Origin of the sequence: Cupriavidus necator (assembly GCF_016127575.1) — a bacterium.
GTDB classification, from domain to species: Bacteria; Pseudomonadota; Gammaproteobacteria; order Burkholderiales; family Burkholderiaceae; genus Cupriavidus; species Cupriavidus necator_D.
This window is the reverse complement of the sequence record NZ_CP066018.1, coordinates 1,674,860-1,688,950: the sequence shown is the minus strand read 5'-3', so window position 1 is coordinate 1,688,950 and position 14,091 is coordinate 1,674,860. Positions and strand designations below refer to the sequence as shown.

General features: G+C 68.0%; 12 protein-coding genes, 1 tRNA gene, 2 pseudogenes and 2 riboswitches. Of the genes and pseudogenes, 8 read left to right on the top strand and 7 right to left on the bottom strand.

Translation table 11 applies throughout. The features are described from left to right. Window positions 1–276: 276 nt before the first annotated feature. On the bottom strand, window positions 277–732 hold the full coding sequence (locus I6H87_RS07770; protein WP_010812157.1) for a Cd(II)/Pb(II)-responsive transcriptional regulator: 456 nt from the start codon (window positions 730–732) through the stop codon (window positions 277–279). A 234-nt stretch (window positions 733–966) separates the two neighbouring features. Here I6H87_RS07770 and I6H87_RS07765 point away from each other — a divergent pair, with 234 nt between their 5' ends. The 3 genes from I6H87_RS07765 to I6H87_RS07755 all read left to right on the top strand — a co-directional run bounded on the left by I6H87_RS07765 (window position 967) and on the right by I6H87_RS07755 (window position 3,464). Beyond that, window positions 967–1,290 (top strand): hypothetical protein, encoded by a 324-nt coding sequence (locus I6H87_RS07765; RefSeq protein ID WP_011616213.1) that lies wholly within the window; start codon window positions 967–969, stop codon window positions 1,288–1,290. Window positions 1,291–1,413: 123 nt separating this feature from the next. After that, window positions 1,414–2,292 (top strand): protease HtpX, encoded by an 879-nt coding sequence (gene htpX, locus I6H87_RS07760; protein WP_010812159.1) that lies wholly within the window; start codon window positions 1,414–1,416, stop codon window positions 2,290–2,292. An 86-nt stretch (window positions 2,293–2,378) separates the two neighbouring features. Next, complete coding sequence (locus tag I6H87_RS07755; RefSeq protein ID WP_231881366.1) at window positions 2,379–3,464, top strand: GNAT family N-acetyltransferase; 1,086 nt, start codon at window positions 2,379–2,381, stop codon at window positions 3,462–3,464. A gap of 18 nt (window positions 3,465–3,482) precedes the next feature. Here I6H87_RS07755 and arfB read toward each other — a convergent pair whose 3' ends face one another. Together arfB and I6H87_RS34790 are read right to left on the bottom strand one after the other, a co-directional pair. After that, window positions 3,483–3,887 (bottom strand): alternative ribosome rescue aminoacyl-tRNA hydrolase ArfB, encoded by a 405-nt coding sequence (gene arfB, locus I6H87_RS07750; protein ID WP_010812161.1) that lies wholly within the window; start codon window positions 3,885–3,887, stop codon window positions 3,483–3,485. After that, window positions 3,884–4,741 (bottom strand): MipA/OmpV family protein, encoded by an 858-nt coding sequence (locus I6H87_RS34790; protein WP_011616215.1) that lies wholly within the window; start codon window positions 4,739–4,741, stop codon window positions 3,884–3,886. The genes arfB and I6H87_RS34790 overlap by 4 nt, the downstream gene beginning before the upstream one ends. Window positions 4,742–4,897: 156 nt before the next feature. Between I6H87_RS34790 and I6H87_RS34855 the strand changes: the two are divergent. Beyond that, window positions 4,898–5,299: pseudogene (locus I6H87_RS34855) on the top strand (diguanylate cyclase domain-containing protein); the annotation flags it as partial. Between the two features lie 74 nt (window positions 5,300–5,373). On the opposite strand, the gene I6H87_RS07735 reads toward I6H87_RS34855, so the two are convergent. Further along, window positions 5,374–5,449: transfer RNA gene (locus I6H87_RS07735), tRNA-Arg, on the bottom strand. A 461-nt stretch (window positions 5,450–5,910) separates the two neighbouring features. On the opposite strand from I6H87_RS07735, the gene I6H87_RS07730 reads away from it, so the two are divergent. Then, on the top strand, window positions 5,911–6,804 hold the full coding sequence (locus tag I6H87_RS07730) for a c-type cytochrome (RefSeq protein ID WP_011616216.1): 894 nt from the start codon (window positions 5,911–5,913) through the stop codon (window positions 6,802–6,804). Window positions 6,805–6,877: 73 nt separating this feature from the next. On the opposite strand, the gene hemN is transcribed toward I6H87_RS07730, so the two are convergent. After that, window positions 6,878–8,362 (bottom strand): oxygen-independent coproporphyrinogen III oxidase, encoded by a 1,485-nt coding sequence (hemN, locus tag I6H87_RS07725; RefSeq protein WP_041687570.1) that lies wholly within the window; start codon window positions 8,360–8,362, stop codon window positions 6,878–6,880. A gap of 176 nt (window positions 8,363–8,538) precedes the next feature. Between hemN and I6H87_RS07720 the strand changes: the two genes are divergently transcribed. Then, window positions 8,539–9,669: an ABC transporter substrate-binding protein gene (locus I6H87_RS07720; RefSeq protein WP_041687845.1), complete on the top strand. Its 1,131-nt coding sequence runs from the start codon at window positions 8,539–8,541 to the stop codon at window positions 9,667–9,669. Here the strand turns inward: I6H87_RS07720 and I6H87_RS07715 are convergent. Both I6H87_RS07715 and I6H87_RS07710 read right to left on the bottom strand, forming a co-directional pair. Then, window positions 9,655–9,849, bottom strand: a pseudogene (locus tag I6H87_RS07715) (ATP-binding protein); the annotation flags it as partial. The gene I6H87_RS07720 and the pseudogene I6H87_RS07715 sit on opposite strands and share 15 nt — an antisense overlap. Window positions 9,850–9,906: 57 nt before the next feature. Further along, a complete protein-coding gene (locus tag I6H87_RS07710) occupies window positions 9,907–12,003 on the bottom strand; it encodes a UvrD-helicase domain-containing protein (RefSeq protein ID WP_010812166.1) in 2,097 nt (698 codons plus the stop codon). Between the two features lie 283 nt (window positions 12,004–12,286). Here I6H87_RS07710 and I6H87_RS07705 point away from each other — a divergent pair, with 283 nt between their 5' ends. After that, a complete protein-coding gene (locus I6H87_RS07705) occupies window positions 12,287–12,514 on the top strand; it encodes a YMGG-like glycine zipper-containing protein (RefSeq protein WP_010812167.1) in 228 nt (75 codons plus the stop codon). Between the two features lie 77 nt (window positions 12,515–12,591). Beyond that, window positions 12,592–12,679: riboswitch (glycine riboswitch) on the top strand. 21 nt (window positions 12,680–12,700) lie between these two features. Then, a riboswitch (glycine riboswitch) is annotated at window positions 12,701–12,826 on the top strand. Between the two features lie 98 nt (window positions 12,827–12,924). Continuing rightward, on the top strand, window positions 12,925–14,052 hold the full coding sequence (gene gcvT, locus I6H87_RS07700) for a glycine cleavage system aminomethyltransferase GcvT (protein ID WP_011616220.1): 1,128 nt from the start codon (window positions 12,925–12,927) through the stop codon (window positions 14,050–14,052). Window positions 14,053–14,091 lie beyond the last annotated feature (39 nt).

Sequence of the window (14,091 nt, the reverse complement as noted above, 5' to 3'; positions counted from 1 at the left end):
GCGCGCTGGGGCAGGATGTTGGCCGTGGCGATCGCGCACGCGTGCGCGCGGCCGGTCCGCATCAGGCGGACAGGCGCATCGGGCATCGGCGTAAGGCGATCAGTCATGGTCATGCAGAAGGGTGGATAAGGGGCAGCGGATGGTTCTCTGAACAGGCGAGCCGTGTAAGTCGTTGCTCACTACATCGCTCACTGGCTGCGCTGCCGCCGGGCCCGTGCACCGCAGCGGTGCGATCACGGGAACAGCCATCGTAGCACAGCGACGTGCCTGCGCGCCTCACCCGTTGGCAGCAGGCCCGGCCTCGTGCGCGCCCGCATGGCATTCGCAGGCCGCACCGGCGGCGGCCTGCTGCAGGTTCTGCAGGATGCCGCATTCACTGGCGGGCTGGTGGTGGTGGCAGGTCTCGCGCAGCGCGCGCAACTGCCCTTCCAGCGCCTCCAGCGCCACCCGCTGCGCATGGATCTGCGCGATCTGGCGGTCCAGCAGCGTATTGATGTCGTCGCAGTCCTGCGACGGATTGCGCTCGAACTCGCGCAGCCGCCGCACATCCGACAGGCCCATGCCGAGCGAGCGGCAGTGGCGCACGAAATTCAGCTGGACCAGGTGGCCGTCGTCATAGCGGCGATAGCCGTTGGCCTCGCGCCGGGGCGCGTCGAGCAGGCCTTCGCGTTCGTAATAGCGGATGGTCTCGACATCGCAGCCGCTGGTACGGGAGAGTTCGCCGATGCGCATGGTGCCTGGCCCTCGTTTTCTACCCTGTAACTACTACAGGGTAGGCGACAGTGTAGGCCAGTCTGGCAGGTCTTGCAGGAGTTACTGATACGGCACATATTGAGCGAGTGACGCCGACGTGCGACGGACCCTGCAGGGCGGCGCCTGTGCCTTGCCGCATCCTGTAGAATTCCTCCTACATCTACCGATAAGCCGTCCCCCTTCGTGCGCTCCCTCCGGCTACTTCTGCTGGTCATGATGCTGGCCTTCCTGCCCCTGCCGGGCTGGGCGGCGGCGTTCGCGCACGCCGAGGTGGCCACCGGCGAAATGTCGGCCGCGCCAGCGGCCAACATCGGCAACGACGACGCTGCCGGCGTTGCCGCAACGGGCGAGCCGTCGCCCGCCTCCGAAGCCGCCGAGCCGCGGTGGCAGCCCGGCGCCGACCTTGCCGAGCAACTGCTGCCGGCATCTCCGTTGTGCCTGGCCGCCTGGGGCGGCCGCGCCGGGCCGCCGCGCTATGCCGGCGCCCCGCTGCCCGAACCCGACCTGCCGCGGCTGCCGCGTCCGCCGAGCGCCTGAGTCCCACCGGCGCGGCCTGGCCGCGTCCGCCTGTTCCTGCGTGCCGCGCCTGAGCGTGCGGCGCGCGTCTGCGGCCCGTCCGCATCCTGGCTGTACCGCCCTACACACCACTGCTCCATACACATGAAACGCGTATTGCTTTTCCTGGCGACCAACCTCGCCGTCATGCTTGTCCTCAGCATCACCGCCAGCGTACTGGGGGTGAACCGCTTCCTGACCGCCAATGGCCTGAACCTGGGCACGCTGCTGGCGTTCGCCGCCCTGATGGGCTTCGGTGGCGCCTTTATCTCGCTGCTGATGTCCAAGACCATCGCCAAATGGTCGACCGGCGCGCAGGTCATCACCCATCCCAGCACCAGCACCGAGCTGTGGCTGGTGCAGACCGTCGAAAAGCTGGCGCAGCGCGCCGGCCTGCCGATGCCGGAAGTTGCCATCTACGATGGCGAACCCAATGCCTTCGCCACCGGCGCGACCAGGAACAGCTCGCTGGTAGCGGTGTCCACCGGCCTCCTGCAATCGATGTCCCATGAAGAAGTGGAAGCCGTGCTGGCGCACGAGGTCGCGCACGTGGCCAACGGCGACATGGTCACGCTGACGCTGATCCAGGGCGTGGTCAACACCTTCGTGATCTTCCTGGCGCGCGTGGTCGGCTACTTCGTCGATTCGATGCTGCGCAAGAACGATGAGGAATCGAGCGGCCCTGGCATCGGCTACATGGTCACGGTGATCGTCTGCGAGATCGTGTTCGGCATCCTGGCCAGCATCATCGTGGCGTGGTTCTCGCGCCGCCGCGAGTTCCGTGCCGATGCGGGCGCGGCCGGCATGATGGGCACGCCCACGCCGATGGTGGCGGCGCTGCGCCGCCTGGGCGGCCTGGAGCCGGATGGCCTGCCGCAGAACATGCAGGCGATGGGCATCGCCGGCGGCAAGTCGTGGATGGCGCTGTTCTCGAGCCATCCGCCCATTGAGCAGCGCATTGCCGCGCTGCAATCCGCGCGCTGAAGCCCGGGGCAAGCAATGCCCGGCGCCGCGGCCTGACTCTGGCGCGGCGCCGGCTACCTGACAGGGAGTTTTCGATGCGATCGAGCGTGCTGGAACCGACAAGCCCCGCGTGGCGCGACACGCTGGCGCGATGTCGCCATGATTGCTACCACACGCCTGGCTGGCATACTGCCGCTGAGCGTAGCGACCACGGCAGCGCCGCCGCGGTGCTGGTGCGTGACGGCGCCCACGAATTGCTGGTTCCGCTGGTGCGCCGGCCCATTGGCTGCGGCAGCTGGGATGCCACCTCGGCCTATGGCTACGGCGGCCCGGTGTTGAGCACCGATGTCCCGGCCGGCTTTGCCGAGGAGGCACTGGGCGCGGCGCTCGCGCTGCTGCGCGAGTGCGGCTGCGTGTCGTGGTTTATCCGCCTGCACCCACTGCTCAATGCCGACTGGGACAGCCGCCTCGGGCTGGTGGTGGATCAGGGCGAGACGGTATCCGTCGACCTGACCAAGAGTGCCGAGCAGCTATGGCACGAAACGCAGGCGCGCCACAGGCAGGGCATCAACCGCGCCCGGCGTGCCGGCGTGAGCGCACGCCTGGACCGTGATTTCGCCAGGCTGCCGCGCTTTATCGCGCTGTACAACGCGACCATGGCGCGCCTGGGCGCGTTGCCCTACTACTTCTTCGACACGCAGTACTACCGCACCCTGGTGCGCGCGCTGGGCGACGACCTGCTGCTGTTCGTGGCTGAGGAAGACGGCTGCATGCTCGGCGCGGCGCTGTTCACCGTGGCCCGGGGGACGGGCATCATGCAATATCACCTGTCCGCCTGGGACTGGGCGTACCGCCACCTCCAGCCGACCAAGACCGTGATCCATGCCGCGCGCGAATGGGGCCGCACCAACGGCCTGCGCTACCTGCACCTGGGCGGCGGGCTGGGTTCGGTCAAAGACTCGCTGTATGAGTTCAAGCGCGGCTTTTCGCACGATACGCATGTGTACCGGACCCAGCGCCTTGTGGTGAACCCCGACCGGTACGTGGCGCTGTCCGGCGGTGACAAAGCCACGCTGTATGACCTGGGTGGCTTCTTTCCGGCTTACCGGCGCCCGGGCGCGCGCTTCGGGCCGCCGCAGGCGGATGCCGGCGACAACGTGCCGGCGCTCGCGGCATTCAAGACCGGGACCTGAAGCCGGACTGCTGCGGCGCTAGTCGACCACCCGGCCCCGCAGCACCTTGACCTGACTGCGCTGGCTCTTGGATTCCAGCCGGCGCCGGCGTGATGCCAGCGTGGGCCGCGTGGCACGGCGCACGCGCGGCGGCGTGGCCACGCTGCGCACCAGTTCGTGCAGCCGCCGCACCGCTTCGTCGCGGTTCTGGTCGAGGCTGCGGAACTGCTGCGCCTTGATCACCACCACGCCGTCGCGCGTGATGCGGTGGTCGTGCAGCGCCAGCAGGCGTTCCTTGTGGTCGGGCGCGAGCGAGGATGCATGCACGTCGTAGCGCAGGTGCACGGCATTGGACACCTTGTTGATGTTCTGGCCGCCCGCACCCTGCGCCCGGATCGCCGTGATCAGGTATTCGTGATGGGGGATGACGAGATCGTCGGTCATGGTGGGATCATAGCAAGCGCTGGTGGCACTACCGCCACGCATAGCCGATGCCAACCCCGTAAGTGACCTGGTTGCGCGTGCCGCGCTGGGTCACGATGGGGCTGTCGGCGGCATCGCCGGTCAGGCGCTGGCCGTACACCATCGCCCCCCATACCAGTGCTTGTCGAACTGGTAGAGCAACGCCAGCCAGCCGGTGAACTGTTCCAGGCCCCCGCCCGGCTATAGACAGGCAGGCCGCTGGCCGCCGAATCCGACGGGGTGACGCCGAAATAGGTGCGGTTGAAACTGCCGCTGACCCACGTCGCGCCCAGGCCGGCTCCCGCATAGACCCGCGGGTGCTGCGGCACCCACAGCGAACCCGTTGCAGCGATATGCGTGCCGCCGTAGATGATGCCGGCATTGGTCATCACGTTGACGCCGCCGCGCAAGCGCCAGGGGACACGGCCCTGGTTCAGGTATTCATAGCCGACGTAGCCGCCGGCCTCGAACGTGGTGTCGATCTCGTGCAGGCGCGAGACCACCGGATCGTCAACGTCGTTGCGTCCAAGGCGCAACCCCACTGCCGGTCCCCACTGGAAACCGGTTAGCCCGCCAAAGTTGAACTGCGCATACGGGCCATACCATTCCAGCAGCCGGCCGCCCGGCGTGACATAACGCAGGCCCGGCACCACGCCGATCATGCGGTCCTTGCCGCCGGCAAACTCGGTGGTAGAGCCAATGCCAAGCCCGGCCATATTGGGGAGCGAACCCGGCAGGCTCAGCGGCGCAGCGGACACCGAGGTTGCTGCGCCGGCGAGCAACAGTGCTGCCAGCACGCCGCCCAGCTTGCGCAGGGGCGTTGTCGAAATTGCCATGGTGGTTTCCGGGAGCGCGGCACACGGCCCGCCGCGCGAGATTGCGTGGATCGAGTGAATCTATCAGCACTGGCGCGCGGCACGGCGAGGTGCGTGCTGAGAGTTTTCAGGGCGCGATTTAAAGCCGCGCCCGCTGTGCTGACCCGCTGATGTGAAATGTTCCGGCGCGGTTCGGGCACGCTGCGCGCAGCCGACGGCAGCCGCATCATGTTCCAGCGCATCGGCAACAGCACCCTGGCGCTGGTCGACTACTTCTCCGCCGCCGACCTGCTGCTGCGCACTGCGTTGCACCTGAGCGCCGTGCTGGCCGCCAGCGCGCTGGCGCTGGCGTTGCTGATGTGGGTCACCTTGCAGGGCATTGGCAAGCTGTTCTCGCACTGCCTGGCGCGCGGCGAAGCGCTGCGCGCGCTGCCCGAGACCGACGCGCTGACGGGCCTGACCAACCGCCGCGAGTTCGAGGCGCGCTTCGGCATCGAGTACGAGCACTGCCTGCGCGACAAGACGCCGATGTCGATGCTGATGATCGATATCGACCGCTTCAAGCGCATCAACGACAACTGGGGCCACGCCAGCGGCGAACGCGGGCTGCGGAAGCTGGCCAGTGTCATCGCACTAAACTTCGGGAGGAATTTTGGCGCGCCCGGCTGGGATCGAACCAGCAACCCCTGCCTTCGGAGGGCAGTACTCTATCCATTGAGCTACGGGCGCACAGGACGGTTTTGCAACCGGTTTGTGGGTACAGCGGTTGCGGCGGGCGAGTGCCGCCGCAGGAAAGTCGTATAGGATACCGCGTTTGCCCCGTGCCGTCCATGCGGGCCCGCCAGGGGCTTCAGGGAACGTCTCGCAACCGCCGCTTTTTGGCACTGGCGGGGGGCCTTTGGCGCTATAATCGCCAGCTATTTGCGTCAAATCGTGCCCGCCACACCGCCGATGCAATGAGTCGACCGGGGTCAAGGCCGCGCGGCTTGTTGTCGGCGACAATCAGGTCCGGTCCGGGAGACAGTCCGCAGCGCGCAAATAGCAACAGACCCAAGTCAGGCAAGGGCCGCAGCCAGCACGGGCGGTCCGCATGGGGCCGGACAGCGGTCAGCGAGTGACCAAGACCGGGCCAGAATAAGCAAGCCGAGCGTAAGCGGCCAGAAGGTTTCCTGCAAAACTGAGAGTTCTGTATGAGCGACGTCCACAACGAACACGACGAACACGAGTCTCCCATCAAGACCCCGAAGCAACTGATCGCAGTTGTGATCGCGGCTTTCCTGGTGCCGATCATCGTGATCATTCTGCTGGTCAACTTTGTCGGACACGGCTCGACTGAAAGCGCCGGCGCCGCCACCACGGCGGAAGCCGTCAACGACCGCATCAAGCCGGTTGCCTCGCTCGAAATCAAGGATCCCAACGCGCCGCGCGTCTTCAAGACGGGCGAGCAGGTCTACAAGGAAATCTGCGCCGCGTGCCACGCCACCGGCGCAGCGGGCGCACCCAAGTACGCCAACGCCGGCGACTGGACCGCGCGCATCGGCCAGGGCTTTGACGGCCTGATGAAGTCGGTGATAAACGGCAAGGGCGCGATGGCCGCGCGTGCCGGCACCACGCCGGACGACTACGCCGACTACGAACTGGCCCGTGCCGTGGTCTACATGGCCGACGCCGGCGGTGCCAAGTTCCCGGAACCGGCTGCCCCGGCTGCCGCCGCGCCGGCGACTGCCGCAGCCCCTGAAGCCGCCGCCGCTCCGGCCGCCGGTGCCGCGCCTGCACCGGCAGCTCCCTCGGCAGCGGCCCCGGCAGCTGCTGCCGCCGCACCCGCTGCAGCGCCGGCCGCCTCGGCCGACGTGGGCAAGAAGGTCTACGAGCAGGTCTGCGCCGCCTGCCACGCCGCCGGCGTGGCCGGTGCGCCCAAGTTCGGCGACAAGGCCGCCTGGGCGCCGCGCCTGAAGGAAGGCATGGACGCGGTCCACAACTTTGCGCTCAAGGGCAAGGGCGTGATGCCGCCCAAGGGTGGCTACGCCGGCCCGGACGCCGACGTGATCGCCGCCTCGGACTACATGGCCAACGCCGCCAAGTAAGTCCGCCTGCTGCAAACAAAAAGCCCGCGCACATTGCGCGGGCTTTTTTTCGTCCGTACCGCTTGCGCGGCCGCTACACCACGCGCGAGTACCGCGCCCGCGGCACGAAGCGCACCGGCTGCGCGCCATCGTTGGCGGCAACGGCCTGGGCACCCGTGGACGCTGGCCGCGCGGCGTCTTCACGCAGGTAGCGGTCGAACACCATCGCCACGCGCCGCACCAGCAGCCGGCCCAGCGGCGTCACGGTGATGCGGTCCGGGGCGCATTGCACCAGTCCGTCCGCGCCCAGCGCGGCGAGGTCGGCCAGTTCCGGCGCAAAGGCCGTGCCGAAGCGGATGCCGTGGCGCGCTTCCAGCGCCGGGATATCGAGCACTCCATTGCACATCAGGGCGCCGATGATCTCGCGCCGCAGGTGGTCGTCGGCGCTCATCGCCACGCCGCGCGCCAGCGGCAGGCGGCCGTGGTCGAGCGCGCCGTAGTACTCGTCCAGCGTGCGCGCATTCTGCACGTAGCGCCCCGCGATCGCGCCGATCGCGGAAATGCCGAGCCCGACCTGGTCGTAGCCGGCATGCGTTGAGTAACCCTGGAAGTTGCGCTGCAGCCGCCCTTCGCGCTGGGCCACGGCGAGGTCGTCGTCGGGCAGCGCGAAATGGTCCATACCTATGTAGACGTAGCCCTCGGCGCTCAGCCGCTCGATGGTGGAGACCAGGATGTCGAGCTTCTCGCCGGCGGGCGGCAAGGCGTTTTCATCGATGCGGCGTTGCGGCTTGAACACATGCGGCAGGTGCGCGTAGCTATAGACCGAGAGCCGGTCGGGGCGCAGCGCCAGCACCTGATCGATGGTGCGGCCAAAGCGCGCCGCGGTCTGGTGCGGCAGGCCGTAGATCAGGTCCAGGCTGACCGAGCGGAAACCCAGCGTGCGTGCGGCATCCACCACGGCGCGGGTCTCTTCGAAGGGCTGGATGCGATGGATGGCCTGCTGGACCTCGGGATCGAAATCCTGCACGCCCAGGCTGACGCGGTTGAAGCCCAGTTCGGCCAGCAGCGCCATGCGGGCGTGGTCGACGCGGCGCGGATCGATCTCGATCGAATGCTCGCCCTCGGCCGCCAGCTCGAAATGCTCATGCAGCAGCGCCATCACGCGGCGCATCTCGCCGGGGTCGAGGAAGGTCGGCGTGCCCCCGCCCCAGTGCGACTGCAGCACCTGGCGGCGCGGCCCGAGCCGGTCTGCCACCAGCGCCATTTCGCGGCCCAGGTAGTTGACGTAGCGGGCGCTGCGGCCATGGTCGCGCGTGATGATCTTGTTGCAGCCGCAGTAGTAGCAGATGTTCTCGCAGAACGGGATATGCAGGTACAGCGACAGCGGCGCCGGCGCGTCGGCGCGGCAGGCGGCCAGTGCGTCGTGGTACAGCGACAGGTCGGGGCCGTTGTGGAAGCGGTCGGCCGTCGGGTACGAGGTATAGCGCGGGCCGTTGCCGTCGATGCGGCCGGCCAGCGCACGGAAGTCGGACAGCGCGCGGCGGTCGGGCGCAGGGGAAGTTATGGCAGACGGGATCATGGGGGCGCGGGGGTATGGGTGTATGACGGCCCATCGTAGGGCCGCACCGCCGCTGGCGCGTTGACCGCCGTCAAGCGCGGGCATTGGACCTGCGGGCGGCAGGCGTCACATTGATGTCATGTGTGGCGGATACGCTGCGCGCCACCGCCGGCCCGCGCGTCACCTGCCCCCCTGCAATGCCAACTCCCGACCAGACTCCGATGTTTCCGCCGTACCCACCGCTGCGCAGGCACCTGGCAGCACCGGCCCGGCACCGGCGCCGCCTGCTTGCCGCCGCCGGCGCGGCCCTGGCCCTGCCCGCCTGGCCAGCACTGTCGCAGGCGCGCCGCACGGTCGTGGTCGGCCACCTGCTCGACCGCGGCGGCGCACAAGCCGACCTTGCGCGCGACTACCTGGCCGGGGCCAAGGTCATGTTCGACGCCGTCAACGCCGGCAACGGCCCGGTGCGCATCGCGCACGTGGTCCGCGACGCCGATCCCGACCCGCGCCGCGCGCTGGCGCAGGCGGTGTCGCTGGCCGATACCGACCGCGCCGAGCTGCTGTTCGGCCCGGGCGACCGGCTGTTGCCGGCGCTGGCGGCATCGGCCGAGCTGGGCCGGCGCGGCGTGCAGATCGTGGCGCCGCTGTCGGGCCTTGCGCTGACGGCCGACAACGTCTGGTTCACCCGTGCCGACTACCAGGCCGAACTGGACGCGGCGGTACGCCAGCTGCGCAGCTACGGCATGACCAGCATCGCGCTGGCCCTGGCGCCGGACTTCGCCGCCCCGTCGCTGGCCCGGCTGGAGGCGCAGACCGGGACGCGCGCGGTGCCGCTCGACGCCAATCCCGAGGCCGCCGCCCGGCGCATCGCCGCCACCCGCCCGGGCGCGGTGATCGTGGCGGGCGATACCCTCGCCTACGCCGGACTGGGCCGCGCGCTGGCGGTGCAGGGCTGGTACGGTTTCCTGGTCGGGCTGTCGTCGGTCAGCGCCACCGCCGCGCGCGAAATCCTGGGCGCTGGCTACAACGGCGGCATGGTGCTGACCCAGGTCGCGCCCGGGCCGCAACAGGCCACGCTGCGGGTGGTGAAGGAACACGTGGCGCGCATGAAGCAATACCTGGATGAGCCGCCGTCGCCGGCCACGCTGGCCGGCTATATCGGCGCGGCATGGCTGGCGCGCGCGCTGGCCGGCCTGCGCGGCAGCGGCGCGGCCGAGATGCGGCGGGCACTGCAGGGGCGCGTGGACGTGGGCGATTTCCCGCTCGACTTCACGCACGGGCAGCGCGGCTCGCAGTACGTCACGCTGGCGGCGTCAGCCGCGCGGTAGGGACAGGCGCGCGGGCAGGCCGCCTTCGGGGCGGTTGCTCAGGGTCAGCTCGCCGCCATGGCGCGCGGCAATGTCGGCCGCGATCGACAACCCCATGCCGACCCCGCCGGTGGCGCGGCTGCGCGAGGATTCGACGCAGTAGAACGGCTCGAGCAGCACAGCCGCCATACCAGGTATGCCTGCACCCGGCGTCTTGTCAGCCTGGTATGCCTTTGTATCGGGACTGTAGCGCCCCGTTCAGCCCGGGGCCGTCTTGCCGCCGGTTCCCAGCAGTGCCTTGAGCGCGCCGAGCCGGTCCTTGGGGCTCATCGCCGGGGTTTCATCCACCGGCGCAGGCGCCTCCTCCAGCTTCATCTCGCCGATAAAGCGCGAAGGCTGGCACGAGTAGGTTTCGCGCGCACGCTTGCGCTTCTTGCACCAGCTGACATGCAGGCTGCGCTGGGCGCGGGTGATGCCGACATACATCAGCCGCCGCTCTTCCTCGATCTTCTCGTCGCTCATGTCCTCGTCTTCGCGGCAGTGCGGCAGGATGCCCTCCTCCACACCGACCAGGAACACGTGCGGATACTCCAGCCCCTTGGACGCATGCAGCGTGGACAGCCGCACCGCGTCGGGATCTTCCTCGCGGCCTTCCAGCATGCTCATCAGCGCCACGGTCTGGGTCAGCTCCAGCAGGTTCTTGCCTTCGCTGCCGAAGCCGTCGGCATTGTCGAAACCGGTGGCTTCCTCGCCCTCGGCGCCTTCGGGCTTGGTGCCCTTGCGCTTGAGCCAGTCCAGGAATTCCAGCGTGTTGGTCCAGCGCGACTGCGCCTGCCGTTCGTCGAAGCTGTCGTACAGGTAGGCCTCGTAGTGGATCCCTTCCATCAGGTCGTCCAGCACCACGGTGGCGGGATCCTTGGCCGCGCGGTCGGCCAGCCGTACCATCGATTCGCAGAACACGCGCAGCGGCTCCAGCTGGCGCGGCTGCAGCTTGCCTTCGATACCGCCCATCATCGCGGCCTCGAACAGCGACACCTTGGCCTGTCCGGCAAAGGTGCCCAGCACTTCCAGCGTGGTGTTTCCCACGCCGCGGCGCGGCGTGGTGATGGCGCGGATAAAGGCGGGATCGTCGTCGGGATTGGCAATCAGGCGCAGGTAGGCGCAGATGTCCTTGATCTCGGCCTTGTCGAAGAAGCTCTGGCCGCCTGAAAGCACATAGGGAATGCGCTCGCGCCGCAGGATCTGCTCAAACAGCCGCGCCTGGTGGTTGCCGCGATACAGGATGGCGTAGTCGCGGAACTGCGCGCGGCGCTCGAACTTGTGCGCGGACAGGCGGAACACCACCGACTCGGCCTCGTGCTCCTCGTCGTTCATCGGGTGGATGGCGATGGGGTCGCCCATGCCGTGCTCGCTCCACAGCTTCTTGTCGAACAGCTTGGGATTGTTGGCGATAACCGCGTTGGCCGCTTCCAGGATGCGCACGGTGGAGCGGTAGTTCTGCTCCAGCTTGATCACCTTCAGGTCCGGAAAATCGGTCTGCAGCCCGCGCAGGTTGTCCAGCGTGGCGCCGCGCCAGCCGTAGATGGCCTGGTCGTCGTCGCCCACCGCGGTAAAGGCCGGCGCGCGCAGGTGCGAGCCGCCCGCCAGCAGCTTGAGCAACTGGTACTGGCAGGCGTTGGTGTCCTGGTATTCGTCGACCAGGAAGTAGCGCAGGCGGTTCTGCCACTTGAGCTGCACCGCTTCATTGCGCGCGAACAGTTCGGCCGGCAGGCGGATCAGGTCGTCGAAATCCACCGCCTGGTAGGCATGCAGCGTGGCCACGTAGTTGCGGTAGACCAGCGCGGCCTGGTGCTCGTCGGCATTGGCGGCCTGCGCGATCGCTGCCTCCGGATCGACCATGCCGTTCTTCCACAGCGAGATCGTGCCCTGCACGCCGCGGATCAGCTTCTTGTCGGTGGTGCCGAGCTGCTCCTGGATCAGGCCGAAGCAGTCGTCCGAATCCATGATCGAAAACTGCGGCTTCAGGCCCACGTGCTCGGCCTCCATGCGCAGGATCTGCACCCCGAGCGAGTGGAAGGTACAGACCGTCAGCTGTTTGAGCGGAATGCGCTTGCCCTCGCGCGTAGTCTTGCCCTCCATCAGCTTGCCGATGCGCTCCTGCATCTCCTTGGCGGCCTTGTTGGTAAAGGTGACGGCGGCGATATGGCGCGGCTCGAAGCCCTTGTCCTCGATCAGATGCGCGATCTTCTGCGTGATCACCCGGGTCTTGCCGGAGCCCGCCCCGGCCAGCACCAGGCAAGGGCCGTCCAGGTAGCGGACGGCTTCGGATTGGGCGGAGTTCAGGCCATGGGTCATGCGTGGGATGCGGTTGGAGGCAGGGAAATCGGCAGGAACAGCGGAAGGCCAGGCGGGACACGCCAGCACCCAAAAAACGGGCACGGCGGCAAAGCTGCCGATGTTAACACGCTGGCCGCGGCAGGTCAGTCAGCGCAAGCCGCGTTGACACGGCCGGTTGTGTCACCGGCGTAACACTTCGTAAAGGCCGGAGCCAATCGCGCAACCAAACGCTCTAACTAGTATGTCCCCCTGGCCTGCGCGGCGGGGTTGACATGCTTGAATCATCACATCGGAGCCAATAATGAAAACCCTGCAGACTTTGACCAAGGTGACCCTGATCGGCGTGACCGTCGCGGCCTTTGCCGGTTGCGCGGATATGACCCCGAAGCAGCGTAATACCGCCATTGGCGCGGGCGCGGGCGCCGTGGGCGGCGCCATCCTCACCGACGGTAGCGCGCTGGGTACGCTGGGTGGCGCGGCCGTGGGCGGCGTGATCGGTAACGTTGTCACCGACGACAAGAAGAAGTAAGCCAGACCACCGCAGCGACAGGTACGGCAGGCTCCCCTGGCCCGTTTGACAAAGGCCGGGGCCTCCCGTACATTGCGCGCATCCGACCGGGAGAGCGCGCATCGCCTGCGCCGCCGAAGGGGTATCACCCGAAAACTCTCAGGCACCACGGACCGATCGGATCGGCATGCAATATGCACACGATGCATGCCGAACTCTGGAGAGCGGCACCCGCCATTCGTGGCGAGCGTGCCCACCGAAGGGGCGCACGAGGACGGGGTCCGGCAGGATCCGCCTTGTAATCTCTCAGGTATCGAGGACAGAGGGGTCATCCGCCGCAGCGGATTGCCACGCCACATTCAGGCGCGGCGAGCGTTGCGGCGGATGGCCCTTTTTTGTTTTCGCCAACCGAGACTGCCCCAGAGGATTCCATGACGCTCCAGGCCACGCCCCTCAACGCCATCCACCGCGCCCTCGGCGCCCGCATGGTTGATTTCGGCGGCTGGGACATGCCGGTCAACTACGGCTCCCAGATCGAAGAACACAATGCTGTGCGCACCGACGCCGGCATGTTCGACGTGTCGCACATGTGCGTGGTCGACCTCGCCGGCGCCAATACCCGCAGCTTCCTGCGCGGCCTGCTGGCCAACAATGTCGACAAGCTGCAGACCCCGGGCAAGGCGCTCTACTCCTGCATGCTGGATGAGAAAGGCGGCGTGATCGACGACCTGATCGTCTACTTCTTTGCCGAGGACCGCTTCCGCCTGGTCGTCAACGCCAGCACCGCGCTGGGCGACATCGAATGGATCCGCGCGCGCAATGCCGCCACCGGCAGCGATGTGACCATCACGCCGCGCCGCGAGGACGTTGCGCCTGCAGGCGTGCAGCCTCTGGCGATCGTCGCCGTGCAGGGGCCCAACGCCCGCACCAAAGTGTGGAGCACTTTCCCCTCGACCCAGCCGTCGGACACGCTCAAGCCCTTCAACGCCGCCGTGGTCCAGGACCCGGCCCTCGGCGAGATCATGGTGGCGCGCACCGGCTACACCGGCGAAGACGGCTTCGAACTGGTGGTGCCGGCCGAGAACGTCGCCGCCATCTGGGAAAAGCTGAACGCCGCCGGCGTGCGCCCGGCGGGCCTGGGCGCGCGCGACACGCTGCGCCTGGAAGCCGGCATGAACCTGTACGGCCAGGACATGGATATCAACACCTCGCCGCTGGATGCGGGCCTGGCCTGGACCGTTGACCTGCAGAGCGAGCGTGACTTCACCGGCAAGGCGGCACTGGCCGCAGCCGGTTCGCGCCAGCAATTCCTCGGCCTGATCCTGCGTGACAAAGGCGGCGTCCTGCGCGCCCACCAGAAAGTGATCACGCCGGCCGGTGACGGTGAAATCACCAGCGGCACCTTCAGCCCGTCGCTGTCGCAGTCCATCGCCTTTGCCCGCCTGCCCAAGGATGTCGCCGTGGGCGATACCGTGCAGGTGGAGATCCGCGACCGCAAACTCAACGCGACTGTGGTTAAACTGCCGTTTGTGCGTAATGGCAAGGCACTCGTGAGCTGAGGCTCATACCAACGGTCGCCCTCGCCTGCCGGCAGCTTC

What these genes read in the sequence shown, in the direction of transcription:
- arfB (WP_010812161.1), bottom strand. Translation starts at nt 3,887, where the DNA reads ATGACCGACGATCTCGTCATCCCCCATCACGAATACCTGATCACGGCG.
- I6H87_RS07710 (WP_010812166.1), bottom strand. Translation starts at nt 12,003, where the DNA reads ATGACCCATGGCCTGAACTCCGCCCAATCCGAAGCCGTCCGCTACCTG.
- I6H87_RS34790 (WP_011616215.1), bottom strand. Translation starts at nt 4,741, where the DNA reads ATGGCAATTTCGACAACGCCCCTGCGCAAGCTGGGCGGCGTGCTGGCA.
- hemN (WP_041687570.1), bottom strand. Translation starts at nt 8,362, where the DNA reads ATGATCCCGTCTGCCATAACTTCCCCTGCGCCCGACCGCCGCGCGCTG.
- I6H87_RS07765 (WP_011616213.1), top strand. Translation starts at nt 967, where the DNA reads ATGATGCTGGCCTTCCTGCCCCTGCCGGGCTGGGCGGCGGCGTTCGCG.
- htpX (WP_010812159.1), top strand. Translation starts at nt 1,414, where the DNA reads ATGAAACGCGTATTGCTTTTCCTGGCGACCAACCTCGCCGTCATGCTT.
- I6H87_RS07705 (WP_010812167.1), top strand. Translation starts at nt 12,287, where the DNA reads ATGAAAACCCTGCAGACTTTGACCAAGGTGACCCTGATCGGCGTGACC.
- gcvT (WP_011616220.1), top strand. Translation starts at nt 12,925, where the DNA reads ATGACGCTCCAGGCCACGCCCCTCAACGCCATCCACCGCGCCCTCGGC.
- I6H87_RS07770 (WP_010812157.1), bottom strand. Translation starts at nt 732, where the DNA reads ATGCGCATCGGCGAACTCTCCCGTACCAGCGGCTGCGATGTCGAGACC.
- I6H87_RS07730 (WP_011616216.1), top strand. Translation starts at nt 5,911, where the DNA reads ATGAGCGACGTCCACAACGAACACGACGAACACGAGTCTCCCATCAAG.
- I6H87_RS07720 (WP_041687845.1), top strand. Translation starts at nt 8,539, where the DNA reads ATGCCAACTCCCGACCAGACTCCGATGTTTCCGCCGTACCCACCGCTG.